Source organism: Prevotella sp. tc2-28 (genome assembly GCF_900107705.1).
In the GTDB taxonomy this organism is placed as follows: Bacteria; Bacteroidota; Bacteroidia; order Bacteroidales; family Bacteroidaceae; genus Prevotella.
The window spans coordinates 51,382-70,961 of record NZ_FNRE01000009.1 but is presented as its reverse complement, the minus strand read 5'-3'; the positions used below and the strand labels follow the sequence as shown (position 1 = coordinate 70,961).

The 19,580-nt window shown below is 49.2% G+C and carries 14 protein-coding genes; 11 read left to right on the top strand and 3 right to left on the bottom strand.

From position 1 onward, the window contains the following. Window positions 1–230: 230 nt before the first annotated feature. From BLU47_RS09150 to priA, 7 genes are all read left to right on the top strand, one after another. The gene (locus BLU47_RS09150) at window positions 231–1,169 is read left to right on the top strand and encodes a PorP/SprF family type IX secretion system membrane protein (RefSeq protein ID WP_091961534.1); all 939 of its coding nucleotides are present in this window, start codon (window positions 231–233) and stop codon (window positions 1,167–1,169) included. Between the two features lie 15 nt (window positions 1,170–1,184). Next, window positions 1,185–2,636 carry a T9SS ring complex lipoprotein PorK/GldK gene (locus BLU47_RS09145; protein ID WP_091961532.1) on the top strand — a complete coding sequence of 484 codons (1,452 nt, stop codon included), beginning with the start codon at window positions 1,185–1,187 and terminating at the stop codon, window positions 2,634–2,636. Continuing rightward, on the top strand, window positions 2,633–3,403 hold the full coding sequence (gene gldL / locus BLU47_RS09140) for a type IX secretion system motor protein PorL/GldL (RefSeq protein ID WP_091961529.1): 771 nt from the start codon (window positions 2,633–2,635) through the stop codon (window positions 3,401–3,403). The genes BLU47_RS09145 and gldL overlap by 4 nt, the downstream gene beginning before the upstream one ends. Window positions 3,404–3,413: 10 nt before the next feature. Continuing rightward, on the top strand, window positions 3,414–4,979 hold the full coding sequence (gene gldM / locus BLU47_RS09135; RefSeq protein ID WP_091961526.1) for a type IX secretion system motor protein PorM/GldM: 1,566 nt from the start codon (window positions 3,414–3,416) through the stop codon (window positions 4,977–4,979). A 30-nt stretch (window positions 4,980–5,009) separates the two neighbouring features. Further along, window positions 5,010–6,056: a type IX secretion system ring subunit PorN/GldN gene (gldN, locus tag BLU47_RS09130; protein WP_091961524.1), complete on the top strand. Its 1,047-nt coding sequence runs from the start codon at window positions 5,010–5,012 to the stop codon at window positions 6,054–6,056. A 91-nt stretch (window positions 6,057–6,147) separates the two neighbouring features. Continuing rightward, window positions 6,148–6,783, top strand: coding sequence for a porin family protein (locus tag BLU47_RS09125; protein ID WP_091961521.1), 636 nt, complete (start codon window positions 6,148–6,150; stop codon window positions 6,781–6,783). Between the two features lie 136 nt (window positions 6,784–6,919). Further along, window positions 6,920–9,178: a replication restart helicase PriA gene (gene priA, locus BLU47_RS09120; RefSeq protein ID WP_091961785.1), complete on the top strand. Its 2,259-nt coding sequence runs from the start codon at window positions 6,920–6,922 to the stop codon at window positions 9,176–9,178. Here priA and BLU47_RS09115 read toward each other — a convergent pair. Then, window positions 9,175–10,554 carry an OmpP1/FadL family transporter gene (locus BLU47_RS09115; RefSeq protein WP_091961518.1) on the bottom strand — a complete coding sequence of 460 codons (1,380 nt, stop codon included), beginning with the start codon at window positions 10,552–10,554 and terminating at the stop codon, window positions 9,175–9,177. The genes priA and BLU47_RS09115 overlap by 4 nt on opposite strands. Before the next feature lie 178 nt (window positions 10,555–10,732). Beyond that, window positions 10,733–12,784 carry an HD family phosphohydrolase gene (locus tag BLU47_RS09110; protein ID WP_091961515.1) on the bottom strand — a complete coding sequence of 684 codons (2,052 nt, stop codon included), beginning with the start codon at window positions 12,782–12,784 and terminating at the stop codon, window positions 10,733–10,735. Between the two features lie 77 nt (window positions 12,785–12,861). On the opposite strand from BLU47_RS09110, the gene gltX reads away from it, so the two are divergent. The 3 genes from gltX to BLU47_RS09095 are packed head-to-tail and all read left to right on the top strand — an operon-like array spanning window position 12,862 to window position 16,136. Then, window positions 12,862–14,379 (top strand): glutamate--tRNA ligase, encoded by a 1,518-nt coding sequence (gene gltX, locus BLU47_RS09105; RefSeq protein ID WP_091961512.1) that lies wholly within the window; start codon window positions 12,862–12,864, stop codon window positions 14,377–14,379. After that, a complete protein-coding gene (locus tag BLU47_RS09100) occupies window positions 14,379–15,599 on the top strand; it encodes a 3-deoxy-D-manno-octulosonic acid transferase (protein WP_091961509.1) in 1,221 nt (406 codons plus the stop codon). The genes gltX and BLU47_RS09100 overlap by 1 nt, the downstream gene beginning before the upstream one ends. Window positions 15,600–15,605: 6 nt before the next feature. Then, the gene (locus BLU47_RS09095) at window positions 15,606–16,136 is read left to right on the top strand and encodes a gamma carbonic anhydrase family protein (RefSeq protein ID WP_091961507.1); all 531 of its coding nucleotides are present in this window, start codon (window positions 15,606–15,608) and stop codon (window positions 16,134–16,136) included. Here BLU47_RS09095 and BLU47_RS09090 read toward each other — a convergent pair. Beyond that, a complete protein-coding gene (locus BLU47_RS09090; RefSeq protein ID WP_091961504.1) occupies window positions 16,123–17,226 on the bottom strand; it encodes a metallophosphoesterase in 1,104 nt (367 codons plus the stop codon). The genes BLU47_RS09095 and BLU47_RS09090 overlap by 14 nt on opposite strands. 51 nt (window positions 17,227–17,277) lie before the next feature. Here BLU47_RS09090 and BLU47_RS09085 point away from each other — a divergent pair, with 51 nt between their 5' ends. Beyond that, the gene (locus tag BLU47_RS09085) at window positions 17,278–19,482 is read left to right on the top strand and encodes a DUF5703 domain-containing protein (RefSeq protein WP_091961501.1); all 2,205 of its coding nucleotides are present in this window, start codon (window positions 17,278–17,280) and stop codon (window positions 19,480–19,482) included. The last annotated feature ends 98 nt before the right edge of the window (window positions 19,483–19,580 follow it).

Genomic DNA, 19,580 nt, shown 5'->3' with positions numbered 1-19,580 from the left:
GGGCTCAACAATCTTCCTACCTTGCTGCATTTATTATAAATGATATAGTGTAAACATATCACAAAGGTACATATTTTATTTCATATTGACTTCCAAATTAATGCTTTCGGACTCACATTTTGTAAATTTCGTATCTCTTTTGTCAATTTTGCAACCATTTTTGCGAATTTTGCTAATGTTTGGCAAATTTGTAGATACAATAAACGAACACAATTTGCGTTTATGATAACGTGATAAAACAAAAACTACTCCTGTTTGGCATGTTTTGGATGTTGATGTTGACCGCATCAGCACAACAAGAGCCATCCTTCTCCCACTATTGGGCGATGGAGACCTCGTTTAACCCAGCTGCAGCCGGCAAGGAGAAAAAACTAAACGTGACAGGTGCCTATGCGATGACGCTGACGGGCTTCGAACATGCTCCGCGCACGATGTATATCGGTGCCGATATGCCCTTGATGCTGCTGAACAGCTATCATGGGGTGGGGGCGCAGTTGATGAGTGACCGTATTGGACTCTTCGACCACCAGCGCCTGGCGTTGCAGTATGCCTACAAACATCGGATGTTTGGAGGTATGCTCAGTATTGGTGTGCAGTTGGGTATGCTCAGTGAGAAGTTCAAGGGCAGCGAACTCGATTTGGAAGAGAAAGAAGATCCGGCATTCAGTACAACGGACGTCTCAGGAACCGCCCTCGACGTGTCGGCAGGCTTGTATTATTCACACCGCAATTGGTATGCTGGCTTCTCTGTGCTACGGGCCACGGCCCCCTCTGTTGAGTTGGGAGACCGTTCTATTTTGAACATCAGTAGAACGTATTATTTGACTGGCGGATACAATATTAAGCTAAGAAATCCGTTTCTATCAGTACACCCCTCTGTGCTAGCCCATACCGATGGGACCGCTTATCGGGTGAATGTGACAACGCGTGTGAAGTACACGAATGGCCAGAAGATGTTTTATGCCGGTGCGGGGTACAGTCCCACCAACTCAGTGACGGCACTCATCGGAGGCTACTTTCATGGTGTTACGCTGGGTTATAGCTATGAGATATACACCAAGGCTCTCAAGTTAGGCAACGGCAGTCACGAGTTGTTTGTAGGTTATCAGACGGATCTGGACTTTCAGAAGAAAGGTCGCAACCGTCATCAGAGTGTGAGAATATTATAATAATAAATAAGGTATATGAACAAAGTAGTAAACATAGTGCTCTGTTTCTCAGCATCGCTGTTGCTGACGGCCTGTTTCGGCAGTAAGATGACCTCGTCGGCAGGCGGTGAGGTAACTGGCGTGAGCGGACGGCCCTTCAGCGAGCCGACCCCTTATGGTATGACACTCATCAAGCGTGGTCATCTTAAGATGGGTATTGACAAGCAAGACACGCTATGGGGCAAGCAGACGCCCGTTAAGGATATCTCCATCGAGGGCTTCTGGATGGACGAGCATGAGGTGACCAACTCCATGTATCGCCAGTTTGTCAATTACGTACGCGACTCTATTCTGCGTGAGCGCCTTGCCGACCCTGCCTATGGTGGTGACGAGAGCTATAAGATAGAGGAAGACAAGAACGGTGACCCCGTGAAGCCTCACCTGAACTGGAAGAAGGCGCTGCCCCGCAAGCCCAACGAGGATGAGCAGCGTGCTTTCGAGAGTCTCTATGTGACCAATCCTGCGACAGGTGAGAAGATGCTCGACTGGCGTCAGATGAACTACCGCTATGAGATTTACGACTATACGGAGGCTGCCAAGCGCAAATACCGTGAACGCCATGAGGAACGTGTGTTGAACACCGACGTGCGCCCTAATCCCAACGAACAGGTATGGATTTCGAAGGATACCGCCTATGTGAACGATGAAGGTCAGATTATCCGTGAAACTATCACCCGTCAGTATACGGGACCATGGGACTTCCTCAACACGTATATTGTCAATATCTATCCTGATACTACCTGTTGGGTGAACGACTTCCCTAATGCTGAGAACGAGAACTATATGCGCTATTATTTCTCGAATGCCGCCTATAACGACTATCCTGTGGTAGGTGTTACATGGGAACAGGCCAACGCCTTCTGTGCATGGCGCACGGAGTATCTCTTGCGCGGACTGGGTCCTGCTGCCCGTTTTGTGCAGCGTTACCGTCTGCCGACCGAGGCTGAGTGGGAGTTTGCTGCTCGTGGCAAGGACCAGAATGAGTTCCCTTGGGAAGACAAGAACGTGATGTCAGGCAACGGCTGTTTCTTTGCCAACTTCAAGCCCGATAATGGTAACTATACCAAGGACGGCAATCTGATAACCAGCAAGGTAGGTATTTATAGTGCCAACTCCAACGGTCTTTACGATATGGCTGGCAATGCTGCCGAGTGGTGTTCTACCATCTATACCGAGGCCGGTGTGGAGGCGATGAACGACATCAATCCGCAGTTGCGGTATAATGCTGCCCGCGAAGATCCCTATCGCCTGAAAAAGAAGAGCGTGCGCGGTGGCTCGTGGAAAGATCCTGAGAGCTATATCCGTTCTGCATGGCGTTCGTATGAATATCAGAACCAGCCCCGCTCGTACATCGGATTCCGCTGTGTGCGTAGTCTGGCCAATACTACCAGTGATAAGATTAAAGTGAAGAAAGGAAAGAAAAAATGACAACATACAGCAAACTGAACTTTATCTACCGCTTGCAGAAGTGGATGGACAGTGTGCCAGGCCAAACGTTTCTGAACTATGCCTATTCATGGGGTGCGTCCATCGTTATCCTAGGTACGTTGTTTAAGCTGACCCACCTGCCCGGAGCCAATTTCTTCCTGTTCTTGGGTATGGGTACTGAAGTCTTCGTGTTCTTCCTGGCTGCCTTTGACCGTCCGTTTGACAAGACAACAGATGGTATGGAACTCAACATCCATCCGGAAGAAGAAACAGCAGATGCTGCATCATCACCTGCCGTTGCCGGTGGTGGTACTATTGTTATCAATGGTGGTGGAGGAGGCCCCGTCGTAGGTGGTGTCGTCGGAAATGGCGATGAAGCCTCACGTTGGGAGGGCCAGCCCATCAGCTTTGCTGGTGGTCCGGCAGTCGTTACTCCGCCGCAGCCAGTAGAGCAACCGATGGTTGAAGAGCTGAAAGATGCAACCTCTAACTATATCGAGGAATTGAACCGTCTGACTGAGATGCTGACATTGGTCTCTGAACAGAGCAAGCGCCTGACGCGCGACTCTGAGGAGATGGAGAACTTGAACCGCACCCTGACAGGTATCAGCCGTGTCTACGAGATGCAGTTAAAGTCGGCCAGTTCGCAGATTAGCACCATCGACGAGATTAACGAACAGACACGCCACATGGCTGAGCAGATTCAAGAGTTGAACAAGATCTATGCTCGCATGATAGAAGCCATGCAGATTAGAAGTCAGATGTAAGAAGTAAGCTATGGCAATTAAGAAGAGACCCGTTTCGCCCCGTCAGAAGATGATCAATCTGATGTACGTTGTTCTGATGGCTATGCTGGCATTGAACATCTCTACGGAGGTGCTCAACGGCTTCTCTATTGTGGAAGAGAGCCTGAAGCGCACCACGCAGACGTCCATTCAGGAGAATCAGGCTATCTACGACGACTTTGCCACCCAGATGAAGAAGAACCCGCAGAAGGTCCGTCAGTGGTACGACAAGTCGCAAGAGGTGAAGCAGCTGAGCGACAATCTCTACAACCTCCTTGACGAGTTGAAACTGGCTATTGTTCAAGAAGCCGACGGCAAGGATGGCGACGTACATGATATTCGTAACAAGGATGACATCGAGGCTGCCAATCAGGTGATGCTCGCTCCAGGACGCGGACGCGGTAAGGAATTGTTTGACGAGATTACCGCCTATCGCAACAAGATGCTCCAGATGGTCACTAACTACCGTCAGAAGAAGACAATCGCGTCGAACCTTTCCACCGATTTACCCGACAATGCGCAGACGATGGGCAAGAACTGGCAGGAATACATGTTCGAGTCGATGCCTGCTGCTGCTGCTGTCACGCTACTCAGCAAGATGCAGAGCGACGTGCGCTATGCTGAGGGTGAGGTGCTCCACACGCTGGTCAGCAACATCGACGTGAAGGATATCCGCGTTAACGCATTCAACGCCTTCGTCATCCCCAACTCGCAGACTATCGTGCGTGGTGATAAGTTCTCGGCACGCATTGTTATGGCTGCTGTCGATACGACACAACAGCCTCAGATATTCATCGGTGGCAAGGAGGTCAACCTGCCCGGTGGACTTTATGAGACCATTGCCGGTCGTACGGGCGATTTCACGCTAAGCGGTTTTATCCAGGTGGAGAACGGCAATGGCGAACTGCTGAAACGTAACTTCGAACAGAAATATACGGTGGTAGACCCGTCGGCAACGGTTTCTGCCGACTTGATGAATGTGCTCTATGCCGGCTATAACAACCCGTTGAGCGTATCGGTTCCTGGTGTACCCGTCAACAAGGTACAGGCCACGATGAGTGGCGGTTCTCTGCAACCCGTCGGCCCAGGGCGTTACATCGCCCGTCCTACTGCTGTAGGACAGAATGTTACCATCACGGTGACGTCGACGAACACAGGGCGCGCCCAGCAGATGGGACAGTTCACTTTCCGTGTTCGCCGTCTGCCAGACCCCACACCGTTCATTGCGATGAAAGACGAGTCAGGAAGCCCTATTCGATACAAAGGAGGTGGCTTGTCTAAAGCACAGCTGATGGCGGTAGACGGCATTGGCGCGGCTATCGACGACGGCATTCTCGATATTGCCTTTCGTGTGCAGAGTTTCGAGACCGTCTTCTTCGATAATATGGGTAATGCGGTGCCTATGATTAGTGATGGTGCCAGCTTCTCAGCCCGTCAGAAGGACGCCTTCCGCAAGTTGCAACGTAACCGTCGCTTCTACATCTCTAGGGTGAATGCTATCGGTCCCGATGGTATTTCGCGTAAGCTGAATGCGTCGATGGAGGTGATTGTGAAATAATAGAGAAATGACAATTGATAACAGATAATTATGAAGAGAGTATTGTTCTTATTGATGATAACGCTGATGGCTGGTGCCGTAAGTGCGCAGCCTAAAGCTCGTCGCCAGCAGCAGAGATCGCAGCAGCAACAGCAGCAGAAGCAGGCAACTCAGAATCAGGGTATGTCGATGCGCGCTCGTCTGATGTTCCCTACAGCCATCGATATGCCTGAGGATGTGGTGTGGCGTCGCGACATCTATCGCGAAATCGACCTCAACAGCGACAGCAATGCAGGCCTCTACTTCCCCGTGGAACCTATTGACAAGCAGGTGAACCTGTTTACCTACATCTTCAAACTGGCGCTCAACGGCTATATCCCCGTCTATGAATACCGCTTGGATGGCAATGAGGCATTTAACGATTCTGCCCGTGTGCAGATGAAGACGGTACTCGACAACTACCACATCTTCTATGAAGAGAAGAACGGCAAGTTGCGTGTCGAGAATAGCGATATACCTTCTGCTGAGGTTAAGCTATACTATCTGAAGGAGAGTGCTTACTACGACCAGGCCAACTCCACCTTCCACCGCAAGGTGCTCGCAGTGTGTCCTGTCATGTTGCGTGAGGACGATTTCGGAGGCGAGGCCTCCAAATATCCCCTGTTCTGGGTGCGCTATGCTGATTTGGAACCCTTCTTGAGTCGCCAGACCGTGATGACTTCCAACTTGAACAATGCTGCTACCATGTCAATGGAGGATTACTTCACGCTGAACCGCTACGAAGGTAAAATATACAAGACCACCAATATGTTGGGTAAGACGCTCGCCCAGTATTGTTCTAACGACTCTGCTCTGGCTAAGGAACAGAAGAAGATTGAGGCTGAGCTGGTAGCCTTCGAGCAGAATATCTTCGGTGACAAGCATCGTAAAGATTCGCTGGATTCCATAGCCCGTCTAGACCCACAGCAGATGAAGCTGGCAGCCAAGAAGGCCCGTAAGGGCAGTTCAGCCAGCGTTCGTAAGTCGCGCACCAAGAGCAGTGGCAGTTCTTCGTCGTCAGGCTCAGCTCGTGTCACTGTTCGTCGTCAGCGCCACTAAAGTTTAAAAAAACAACGGGAAAAGGTTGCAAATATGAGCAGAAATGCTTATCTTTGCAGACAGAAAAGCAATTCATTAAAGTATACAGGATATGAAGAAGATATTGATGCTCCTTTTTGCGGCAGTAGCATTGTCTCTGCCCTCGCAGGCTCAGGTGAAGTTCGGTCTGAAAGGTGGATTGAACCTGACGAACCTATCGCTGAGCGAGTCAATCGGTAACAACCTGAAGAGTAAGGAGGGTTTCCACATCGGACCCACGGTGAAGATAGGCCTGCCTGTCCCAGGATTGAGTGTCGACGCTTCTGCCCTCTATGACCAGCGCTCAGCCAAGGTCAGCGTGACGAGGAGAGTTAGTGGCGCAGAGGTTGAAAGTACCCTGAAGAGCCAGTCACTCCAGGTGCCCATCAATATTCGCTATGCCGTAGGTCTGGGCAGTGTTGCCAACCTGTTTGCCTTTGCTGGTCCTCAGTTTGGTTTCAACCTGGGTGACAAGAACAAGAAGATTCTCGACGATGCCGCAAACTGGACGCTTCGTTCTTCCAATGTCAGCGCCAACCTTGGTATTGGTACGACGATTCTCGATCACCTTCAGATTACTGCCAACTACAACTTTGCACTCGGCAAGACTGGTGAGGTTGAGCTCTGGGATGCTACCAAGCAGACGTGGAATGCCTTTACTGACGGCAAGGCCAGCTCTTGGCAGATATCAGCGGCCTATTTCTTCTAGACTAATTTTCGTCCCCATATTTTATGCGACCCACTGCCTCGTGTAGTGAGGTCGCTTTTTTAGGGCTACCAAATGAAAAGAAAATCGGGTTTTCGTTTTGCGTTTCACTTGCTTATTTGTACCTTTGCAAAATATGATGCACTACGCCGACTTGATATTACCTGTGCCCCTACAGGGGTTGTTCACCTACGCCATTCCTGAAGGGATGAGCGTGAGGGTTGGAATGCGCGTGCTGGTGCCTTTCGGCCGTAACAAGACGTATATGGCTATTGTTGCTAAGGTGCACGACGTAAAGCCAGAGGGCTATCAGGTGAAGCCGATAGCGCAGGTGATGGATGAGGAACCCATCGTAACCGAACGACAGTTGCAGTTGTGGCAATGGATCAGCGACTACTATCTATCACCCATCGGCGACGTGTATAAGGCGGCTTTGCCATCAGGGTTGAAAGCGGAGGAAGGGTATAAGCCGAAGACCGAGACATACATACGGCTGACGGCGCAGTATTGCAACGTGACAGCTTTGCATATCGCACTGAACGTGTTGGGACGTGCGCCCAAGCAGTTGGAAGCTTTCACGGCTTACCTCGAGTTGTCTCACTGGGACGAGATGGAGGATGGTGTGAAGCCTGTCGAGGTGACGCGTGAGGAACTGCTGAACGCCAGTCACGCCTCGGCAGAGACGTTGAAGCAGTTGGAGAAGCGCCAGATGCTGGAAACGTATGAGGTGGAAGTGGGACGACTGAACCATAGTGGCGAATATCGTCCTGAACTCATCCAACTGTTAAGCGAGGCACAGCAAACGGCCTATAATGCCATTCTGATGTCGATGATGAAGCACCGCGTGACACTGTTGCACGGTGTGACGTCGAGCGGAAAGACGGAGATATACATCCATCTTATCAAACGGGCTCTGGAACGCAAGGAACAGGTGCTATACCTGTTACCAGAGATAGCGCTGACGGTGCAGATGATGCAACGACTGCAGCGAGTATTTGGCAATCGGTTGGGCATCTACCATTCCAAATATTCAGATGCGGAACGCGTGGAAATCTGGCAGAAACAACTCTCGAAGAATCCCTACGACGTGATTCTGGGAGCGCGCTCTGCCGTGCTCTTGCCTTTCCAGCAGTTAGGACTCGTTATTGTCGACGAGGAACACGAGACAAGCTACAAGCAGCAAGACCCTGCTCCCCGCTATCATGCCCGCAGTGCCGCTATTATGCTGGCACAGCAACAGGGAGCCAAAGTGGTACTGGGCACTGCCACACCCTCGATGGAGAGCTACCATAACGCCAAGACGAGTAAGTACGGACTGGTGGAATTGACGGAGCGATACAAAAGCATTGAACTGCCTGAGATACAGGTGGTTGACATCGCAGATCTGCAACACCGTAAGATGATGGCAGGGCCTTTCTCACCCCTCCTGTTGACAAAGGTCAGGGAGGCGTTGGAGCGTGGAGAGCAGGCTATCCTCTTCCAGAACCGGCGAGGCTTTGCGCCTATGATCGAGTGCAGGCAGTGTGGGTGGGTGCCCCGTTGTCAGCATTGTGATGTAAGCTTGACACTACACCGCCAGTTGAACCAGTTGACGTGTCATTATTGTGGCTACACCTATCGTGTGCCGACGGAATGTCCTTGTTGCGGGTCGACAGACTTGCGCACCAAGGGCTATGGCACGGAAAAGATAGAGGAACAGGTCAGGGAAGTGTTCCCTGAAGCGCGTGTGGCTCGCATGGACCTGGATACCACACGGACACGCAATGCCTACGAACGCATCATCACAGACTTCTCTGCAGGACGTACGAATATCATGATAGGTACGCAGATGATATCCAAGGGACTTGATTTCGACAAAGTGTCGGTGGTTGGTATCCTGAATGCCGACACGATGCTGAACTATCCCGACTTCCGAGCCTACGAGCATGCCTTCATGATGATGGCACAGGTTAGTGGAAGAGCTGGACGCAAGGGCAGGCGCGGACTGGTTATCCTGCAGACGAAGCAGAAGGACCTGCCTGTCATCCAACAAGTGGTTCGCAACGACTATACCTCTTTATATAAGAGTCTGGCTGCCGAACGACAGGCTTTCCATTATCCGCCTTACTACCACTTGGTATATGTCTTCATGAAACATAGTCATGATGATGTGGTCAATACGGCAGGCATTGAGATGGGAAGCCGACTGCGCCAGTGGTTCGGAGGACGCGTGCTGGGACCAGACAAACCTTCCGTTGCCAAGGTGAAGTCACAGAATATCCGCAAGCTGGTGCTGAAGCTGGAGAATGGCATAGACATGAAACGAGTCCGCAAGTACCTGCTGCTTGCGCAATCGCAGATGCTCGCGGACAAACGATATGCCTCGTTGCAAATCTATTATGATGCAGACCCGCTTTAGAGGTGGAGCTGGCAACCTACACCGAACACACGGTTGGTGCGGGTGAAGGAATCCTTCACTTGTGGATTGGTTGCTGATGTGCGGTCGTAGTCACCATAGTAGGTCTGGAAATAGGCTGCCTTTACAGATACCTTTGAAGACAGTTTGTAGTTGAAGCCGAAACCGATGCTGTAGCTGTTGACAACGAACGACATGTCGTTGATGTATTCGTCAGTATTACCATAGCGTGTCAGCTGACCACCAGCAGAGAAAGTGAGGTTCTCGGTGGTATCCCACTCAGCACCCAACAGGAATTCGTTGGTGTTGTGGCTCAGCAGTTCCTGTGAGTTGTTGTACCATGAGGCATCCTTATCGAAGAAGTGGTGCCAGCCGGCATTGATGCGAACAATGTCAATAGGAGAGTACTGAACACCGATAGTCAGCAGGGCTGGCATGTCCTCGTTAATCTTCTCTCCATCACGGAATTTGTTGACAGCAGCAATCTCGCTGGCCTCGTTGACAGTAGACTCATTCTTCATGCGAATCTGAGTGCGGAACTCGTACTTGGCAGCGAAGTTGAACTTATTCAGCTTGTAGTCAATACCAATGATAGGGGCAAAGCCGACACCATCCTGGTTACACAAGAGGTTAACACCATCGGCATACTTCTGCAGTTCTGCCACTTTGTCGCCATAACCGGCAGCGGTAACCTGCTGAAGGTAGCTGCCGAAGTCAACATAACCGGCACCTGTTTTCACCTGAATATTGCTGATCTTAGCCTTGTAAGTAGCATCACCATATACCATGCGCAGACCTCCGTAGAGCGAGAGGTTAGGAATGACCTTGCAGGCTGCACCCACCGTGACTCCATAATAGTACTGGCGACCTCTCATGTATCCGTCCATATCGTAACCTTGAGCGCCAAAAGGTTTCAGCATAGCGGCAATGTTGCCGACAACGCTCTCGAAGGAACCCAAACCATCTTCAAACTCACAAGCACCGCCACCACCAGGAACGGACAGGTTAGCCTGCAAACTCCAGTTCTCCATGTTGTAAGCAACCTGGATAGAAGGAATGATAGGTGCATTGGCTGTTCCTTCGAATGTCTTAACAGGGCTGGTTTGATTGTTCTTTCTTCCTAGTTGGAAAAGGGGATTAGTTGACGTGATGGTACGCGTCTGGTGAGCATACTGCCAGTTGATACCCAGATGGAAGCCTTCTGGCATAAAGACTACACCAGCAGGATTTGAGTAGACACCATCGAGGCTGATGGCAGCATCGCGTGCGGGATTTCGCAAGAAGTCAACACTTTGGTTGGTGTTAGTAAGAATACCACCGGCAAAGGTGGTGGCTGTTGTCATCATGAAAACAACGAATGAAACTAAAATCTTTTTCATTACTTTTAAACTTATTTTGCCAAAAACGGCTGCAAAGGTAAGGAAATTGCACAAAATGGCGCTAAAAGTGCATATATTATTAATACTTATTAACTAAAAATGGCACACTTCCTGCACAAATGTGCGAAAGTGTGCATGTTTTTGTGTGCGCAAACAGAGGCCGGCCTGTTATCTGGAACTAATTCTTTTTTTCTGGATAACTGACGCGTGTATGATAGATGGTCTTCAACTTCTCAATGAGTACCGTTTTGGCATATTGGATGTCGCGGAAGGTGATAGGACACTCGCGGAAATAGCCTTCTGCTACCTGAGTATCAATAAGTCGTTCTACTAGTCCGCGTATCGATTGCTCTGTATAGTCGGGCAGTGAGCGTGAGGCAGCCTCCACGGTGTCTGCCATCATGAGACAGGCTTGTTCGCGGGTGAAAGGATTCGGCCCAGGATAGGTGAACAGCAGGTCGTCAACGGGTTCGTCGGGATGCTCGTTGTGATAGCGGATATAGAAGAACTTGGCCTTGCCTTGTCCGTGGTGGGTGGCAATGAAGTCTCGGATGACCTGTGGCAGGTCGTATTTGTCAGCCATCTTCAACCCTTCAGTGACATGACTGATGATAATTTGGGCGCTCTCAATGTCGGTCAGTGTTTCATGTGGATCAATGCCCGACTGGTTTTCTGTAAAATAAATAGGGTTGGCCAGTTTTCCAATGTCATGATATAGGGCACCTGTGCGTACCAGTTGTGCTTTTGCTCCAATTTTGTTGGCAATCTCACCTGCCAGGTTAGCCACCTGAATGGAGTGGTTGAAGGTGCCGGGAGCCACTTCGCTCATCTGGCGAAGCAGTGTGCTGTTGGTATTGGACAGTTCGATAAGCGTGATGTCACTGGTAAAGTCAAAGGTCTTCTCGATGAGATAGAGCAGTGGATAGGCAAAGAGCAGAATGACACCATTGGCAATAATTGAGTTGTAGGTATTATAATCTATCTGTGTGATGGTGTCAGCTGTCATCCAGTCGAAAGACAGGTTGACAATAACGCTGGTTATGGTGATGACAATCGCTGTCTTGAACAACTGAGAGCGCTGGGATAGTTCGCGGAGTGACGTGATGGCTGCCAGACCTGCAATCAGTTCGATGACTACAAACTCATAAGGGTGTTGCAGCATGGTGGCACATACGAGAACCATGATAGTATGTGTCATGAAGGCTGTTCGGGAGTCCATGAACACGCGCACGAAGATGGGCACCATCGCATAGGGTAGGATGTAGATGTGGATGAACGTGTTGCGCATGACTAGTGCCGTCAGCAGGACGAACATGATGATGAGTGTGTAAAGCATGGCGATGCTTCGGGGCTTCTCGAAGTAGTCCTTGCGGTAGAGCGTCAGGTAGAGGGTGAAGCAAAACATGAGGATGGCAACATACATTACCTGCCCGAGGATAGAGATACGGTTCTGGGTGGTGTCCTCGTTGCGTCGTTCGTTCTCCTTCATGAACGACTCGATGATGCGGTAGGTCTTGTCCGTCACGATTTCACCGCGCCCGATAATCTTCTGTCCTTTCTGTACCAGTCCGCTGGCTAAGGCGATGCCTGCCAACAGGTCGTTGCGGCTTGTTTCGCTACGTATTGCGTCGTAGATAAGGTTAGGCACGATATAGGTGTTCAGGTTGCACTTTTGCAAGATTGGACGTACCACTTGAAGTTGCTCCTCGCTAAAAAGTTGTTCGTAGGCAGCTTTGGGGGAATAGACCTCTTCAACGGAGATGCTGGCAGCCTCCTTTCCACTGACGATATGTATCATCTGTGTCGTGTCGTTATGCAGTCTGGCATATTCCTTCTGCTCAATAATACCTTGTTGGTATAGGCTGTGGAGCCGGTTGGAGATAATGCTGACGAATACGGTGGGCAGTCCGGGGATGCCATTGGCATAGTCGGCTTTGAACTTCTCAACCATCCGGTGTTCCATCTCCCTGTCGAGCCTGTAATATGGTTCGTAATTGCGCATGACGCTGTCGCGTTCTTGTGCGATGGCAGCCTCCGACTTGTAGATAGGAAAGTCGTAGGGTGCCGTGAAGTCGGCATATTTCCAAGGACGACCTTGTTCTACATGGAAGTAACTGCGGTTGTCATGAGGCATGACCCACACTGCAATGATGACAGTCGCGATAATTAATGCGGAACGTATGAGAATATCGCGCCAATTCAATTCGTCTTTTTGGAATGTACTGCTCATTTTTGTTATTTTGTTTGCAAAGATAATAAAAATAAAATAAAATGTTGTACCTTTGCACCTAAAATCTATATATATACATGACAGAAAGAAGAGTAAGGGTGCGTTTTGCACCGAGTCCCACGGGGGCATTACACATAGGAGGAGTACGTACGGCATTGTATAATTACCTGTTTGCCCGTCAGCATGGCGGCGATTTGGTGTTCCGTATTGAAGATACTGATTCCAATCGCTTCGTTCCGGGTGCAGAGGAATATATCATCGAGTCATTCAAATGGCTGGGTATCCAGTTTGACGAGGGAGTCTCGTTCGGTGGCGACAAGGGTCCTTATCGTCAGAGCGAGCGTCGTGACATCTATAAGAAGTATGTCAAGCAACTGCTGGATGCAGGCAAGGCCTATATTGCCTTCGACACGCCAGAGGAATTGGAGAAGAAGCGCAGTGAGATACAGAACTTCCAATACGACTGCCATACACGTAGTCAGATGCGTAACTCGCTTACCCTTCCTAAAGAAGAAGTGGAGCAACTGATTGCCTCTGGTCATCAATACGTGGTTCGTTTCATGGTGGAGCCTGGACAGGAGATATTGGTAAATGACCTGATTCGTGGTGAGGTGCGTGTCAAGAGTGATATCTGTGACGACAAGGTACTTTACAAGAGTGCTGACGAGTTGCCTACCTATCATCTGGCAAATATTGTTGACGATCACTTGATGGAAATTTCGCATGTTATCCGTGGTGAGGAGTGGTTACCTTCTGCTCCTTTGCATGTGATGCTGTATCGTGCTTTTGGCTGGGAAGACACCATGCCCCAGTTCGCACACCTGCCGTTGCTGTTGAAGCCAGATGGTAAAGGCAAGTTGTCGAAACGTGATGGTGACCGTCTGGGGTTCCCTGTGTTCCCCTTGAGATGGACAGACCCGAAATCTGGCGAGACCTCGCGTGGTTATCGTGAGGATGGCTATTTCCCTGAGGCTGTCATCAATTTCCTTGCCCTTTTGGGATGGAACCCCGGCACGGAGCAGGAATTGTTTACCTTGGACGAGTTGGTTCCCTTGTTTGATATCTCCAAATGTTCGAAGGCAGGTGCTAAGTTTGCCTATGAGAAAGCCATCTGGTTCAACCATGAGTATATCCTGAAGAAGTCTAACGAGGAAATTGCTGCCCTATTCGAACCGATGGTCAAGGAACATTGTCCTAATGAGACCTCTGAGCGCATATTACAGGTAACCTCGATGATGAAGGATCGAGTATCCTTTGTCCATGAGTTATGGCCCTTGTGCTCATTCTTCTTCGTAGCTCCTACGGAGTATGACGAAAAGACTGCCAAGAAGCGTTGGAAGGAAGATTCTGCCCAGCAATTGACAGAGTTGATGCAGGTGCTGGAGGGTATTGACGACTTCTCTCTGGAAAACCAGGAGCAGATTGTACATGCCTGGATAGAGCAGAAAGCATACAAACTGGGTAACATTATGAATGCTTGGCGACTGACATTGGTTGGCGAGGGCAAGGGTCCTGGTATGTTTGACATCTCAGCTTTCTTGGGCAAGGAAGAGACACTGCGTCGCATGAAACGAGCCATAGAAATATTGGGTTGATGTATAATCTGATCATATATATATATCAATTAGGCGTTATTGTTGCGAGCCTTTTCAACGAGAAGGTTCGCAAGATGTGGCAGGGTGAACGAGAGTCCATCCGAATTCTGAAAGAAAAGATGGATCCTCAGGCTAAATATGTGTGGTTTCATGCTGCCTCGCTGGGTGAGTTCGAACAAGGGCGTCCGCTGATGGAGCAACTGCGTCGCGACCATCCGGAGTATAAAATCCTCCTCACTTTTTTCTCACCGTCAGGCTATGAGGTGCGAAAGAACTATGAAGGAGCCGACATAATCTGCTATCTGCCGCTTGACACCATCACAAATGCACGACGGTTCTTACGTACGGTGCGCCCGGTGATGGCATTTTTTATCAAGTATGAGTTCTGGTATAACTACCTGCATATCCTGCGTCATCGCGGCATTCCCGTATATAGTGTGAGCAGTATCTTCCGTCCAGGACAGATTTTCTTCCGATGGTATGGACGACAGTATGCCCACGTACTGAAGTGCTTTACCCGGTTCTATGTGCAGAACGAGGTCAGCAGGGAATTGTTAGGAAAGTTGGGCATTACAGATGTCCGAGTGGTGGGCGATACACGTTTTGATCGTGTCCTGCAAATCAAGGAAGCTGCTAAGCAGTTGCCTATTGTAGATAGTTTCTGTCAGGATGCCAACGTGTTCGTTGCCGGCTCGTCATGGCAGCCTGACGAGGAGATATTCATTCCTTTCTTCAACGAACATAAGGAGTGGAAACTTATCATCGCTCCCCATGTTATAGGGGAAGAACATCTGCAGCAGATAGAAAAGTTGTTGGCAGGTCGTAGGATTGTACGCTATAGCCAGGCAGCAAATGCGTCACTTCAAGATGCAGACGTCTTGATAATTGACTGTTTCGGACTCTTGTCAAGTATCTATCGCTATGCTAATGTGACGTATGTAGGAGGTGGCTTTGGCGTGGGTATTCATAACACGTTGGAGGCTTCAGTCTGGGATGTTCCCGTCTTTTTCGGTCCTAACAACGAGCGTTTCCAGGAGGCACAGGGACTGAAGCAGAGTGGTGCAGGACTGGAAATCGCCAATGCTGACGATTTCCGTCGGCTTATGAGCGGCTTCGTTGACAATCCTACTCTGGCAAAGGAACTGGGTGAGAAAGCAGGCGCCTTTGTGAAGCAGATGACCGGTGCTACGCAGAAAATTCTGGAAGATGTACAATTGTAAATCAAGATGGCTTTAATAAAGAGTTACCGCGGACTTACTCCTAAATGGGGAAAGGACTGCTATTTCAGTGAGAATGCAACTATAGTCGGTGAGGTGATGATGGGCGACGAGTGCAGCGTGTGGTTCAATGCCGTTGTTCGTGGTGATGTGGCACCTATCACGATAGGCGACCGGACCAATGTGCAAGACGGTTCATGTATCCACGTGACTCATGAAACGGGTCCCACGTACATAGGCTGTGATGTGACTATTGGTCATAATGTCACCGTCCATGCCTGTACTATCCATGATGGTGCTTTGATAGGAATGGGTTCCACACTACTTGATGGTTGCGAGATAGGCGAGGGCGCTATTGTTGCGGCAGGTGCACTGGTATTGCAGAATACCAAGATAGGTCCTCATGAGATATGGGGTGGGGTACCAGCCAAGTATATTAAGCCAACCAGTCCTGGGCAAACTGATAATGCCAAGCACTATGTTGAGTACGCAAAGTTCTATAAGGAAGAGAATCCTGAATGCCTATTTAGTGCTGAATAGTTACGACGACATACTCTGAGCGGGTTCCAATACGGAACATGCCGCCCCAAATACCTAGGCCGCTGCTGATGTAATAGTTAGTGTGGCCTCTTTTGTATGCACCAAAGGAACACTCGTAGATGGCATCAGTAATCCAGGAGATGGGCCATACTTGTCCGTGATGGGTGTGACCACTGAACTGGAAGTCCACATGATGGCGCTCTGCCTGTTCCAGATGATAGGGCTGGTGGTCTAGTAGAATGGTGTATTTGGTATTAAGCGGTAAATGTTGAGTCGCGAGTTCCATGATTTTCCCCAATGACTTACGATGCTGGTTGGTACGGTCATCGCGACCGATGATGCCGAGGTCTCCTACGATAACTGCTGAGTCTTGCAACAGATGGATGCCAGCGTCCTTATAGAATAGCTGGGCACCAGGTTCACCACTATAGTACTCATGGTTTCCCAGACAGGCATAGACAGGTGCGTTCAGACGTTGGAACTCCTCATGCATTTTTTGCTCCTTCAATGGGCGCATGCTTCCGTCAATAATGTCACCGGCAATCAATATAAGGTCAGGATGCTCTGCATTGATCATATCCACCCAGCGGTGTAATTCATCACGACGGTTGTGGTATCCCAGGTGCAAGTCGCTCATCATGACCAGTTTGATAGGTTTCGTTACTTTCTCAGAGGTTATCGTCATTTCTTCACGGTATTTATGCTTATAGTGCAGATGGCCATAGAGGAACAGGCCGAACATCAAAAGGGCGATGCCACCTGCTGTCCATCCATTATTATATAATAAGGTACGCGAGACAATCCGTAGCAGGCGACCAAGGTCTAACACCAAGAATAGCATGAACAGGTAAAGTAGGATAAAGATGCTTGACGTGCCGATTTCATATACGGTAATAGCCAGAGGCATGGGCATACGGTCGGTAGAGCGCCAAATGCCTGCAAACATCAACAGAAAAGAACCTGCTATCAACACGATGGCTATCGTTTTCCAAATCCACGATAAAGGAAGCAGACACCATATGTGCCAACTAATGTAGGTTATAGCCAATACAGGTAGTAGTGTGAAAGCCAACATCCACATCATTTTCATTTGCTTTTGTTATTTTTGGGTACAAAGTTATTGCTTTTCCGTCATATAAATATGAAGAGAGTATTACTTTTTTGCTTTTTTATCAGTTTCCTTTTGTCGGTAAATGGCCAACCAAAGGACTATGAGTGGCGTACGCCAAGTAAGAATTCGTCAGAGTCGATGCCTTGCGGTGGTGGCGACATTGGCATGAATGTGTGGGTAGAGGATGGAGATGTGTTGTTCTATCTTTCACGAAGTGGATGCTTTGATGAGAACAATACGCTTTTGAAGTTGGGACGTTTCCGTGTTCACCTGTCCAAACCTTTTGCCCTCTCCTCCTTTCGTCAGCAGTTGGTGCTGAAAGACGGCTATGTTCAGGTGACAGATGGACAGAAGTGGGTGCAGATATGGGCGGATGTCAACAAACCCGTTGTACATGTAGAGGTGTCTATAGAAAAGGAACTTACAGACGTGGACGTGACCTATGAGTCGTGGAGAACACACGACAGGGAGATTACCCATCGTGAGCGTTTTCAAACTAGCTATAAGTTCTCAGCCCCCCAAGGTCTCACCACTAAGCGTGACAGCATCATCGCTGCTACCGATGGCTTGACCTTTGTTCATCAGAATGGTGAACAGACGATTTTTGACGTAACAGTGACTCAGCAGCAGATGGATGCGGTGAAAGACCGTCTGTACAACCCCCTGAAAAATCTCATTTTCGGAGGACGTTTGCATGGGGATCAGTTTGTATTGAAAGGAACTACGCAGGGACGATATGCCAGCAGCGATTATCAGGGATGGACATACAGCTCCAAACGCCCTGCTCAACGCCATGCTTTTACGATTGCTTTGGCAACAAAACAAGGTTCCTTCGCTGACTGGCTGTCGCTGTTACGGGAAACCGAGCGTCAGATACAGACAAAACGTGACTGGAAACAGACTCGTGACTGGTGGCATCAGTTCTGGCAGCGTAGTTATGTAGAGATGAAAGAAGGAACTTTGGCGCGCAACTATACGCTCTTCCGCTATATGCTGGGCTGTAATAGTAGAGGCGGCTGGCCCACCAAGTTTAATGGAGGTCTTTTTACCTTTGATCCGGAATATGTAGAAAAGGCACCGGAATACCGGCTAACCCCCGACTATCGTAACTGGGGAGGAGGTGTACATACATCACAGAACCAACGTCTCGTGTACTGGCCAATGCTGAAGAATGGGGATTTCGATATGCTTTGTCCACAATTGGATTTCTATCTTCGTATTTATCCGAACGCAGAGGAGCGTAGTCGACTCTATTGGGGACACGAAGGTGCCTGTATCACAGAACAGGTAGAGAACTATGGTCTGCCATGTTATCCAGAATATGGAACAAAGCGACCTGCTGGTTTTGACCCAGGTGTAGAACGTAATGCCTGGTTGGAATATGAGTGGGATACTTGTCTGGAGTTTTGTATGATGGCACTGGAGGCTCATCGGTATAGCGGAATGAACATAGATAGATATCTGCCTATGATTCGCTCTTGTCTCCGTTTCTTTGATGAACATTATCAGTATTTGGCCAATATGCGTGGTGCCAAACGACTGGATGGCAATGGTAAGTTGGTGCTTTACCCTGGTTCAGGAGGAGAGACCTATAAGATGGCCTATAATTCTACGTCCACTATTGCCGCTCTTCGTACTGTCGCAGAAGCTATTGGCGATACGGCACTGTTGGGTCGCTTACCCGACATTACCATTCGTGATGGTAAGATCCAACCAGCCTTGCACTATGAACGCGTGAATAATACGGAAACGATGCAGCTCTATCCTGTATTCCCTTGGCGTATGTATGGAGTAGGACGTCCCAACTTGGATATAGCGCGTAATACCTATTTAAACGACTCACTGGCTATCCAGTTCCGTTCTCATGTTGGTTGGAAGCAAGACTTGATTTGGGCAGCCTGTCTGGGCTTGACTGACGAAGCCCGTCGTCTTCTTGAGTTGAAGATGGGTGATGGCCCTCATCGATTCCCTGCCTTCTGGGGACCAGGATTCGATTGGTCACCAGACCACAACTGGGGTGGGTCGGGCATGATTGGAATGCAGGAGATGCTGATGCAAGAGGCTGGCAACAAGATATACCTCTTCCCGGCCTGGCCTCGTGAGTGGGATGTACGCTTTAAGCTCCATGCCTCCGATAATACTATTGTAGAAGCAGAACTGCAAGGAGGAAAGGTGGTAAACGTGAAAGTCACCCCACAATCCCGACAACAAGACATCGTATATGAAACGAAATAAAAGAAGGCTCGTCATCACGACGAGCCTTCTTCATAAGTGTTAAAACCTTCACTATTATCCAATTACTATGAAAAAACTACTAACTAATGCTTATGCAA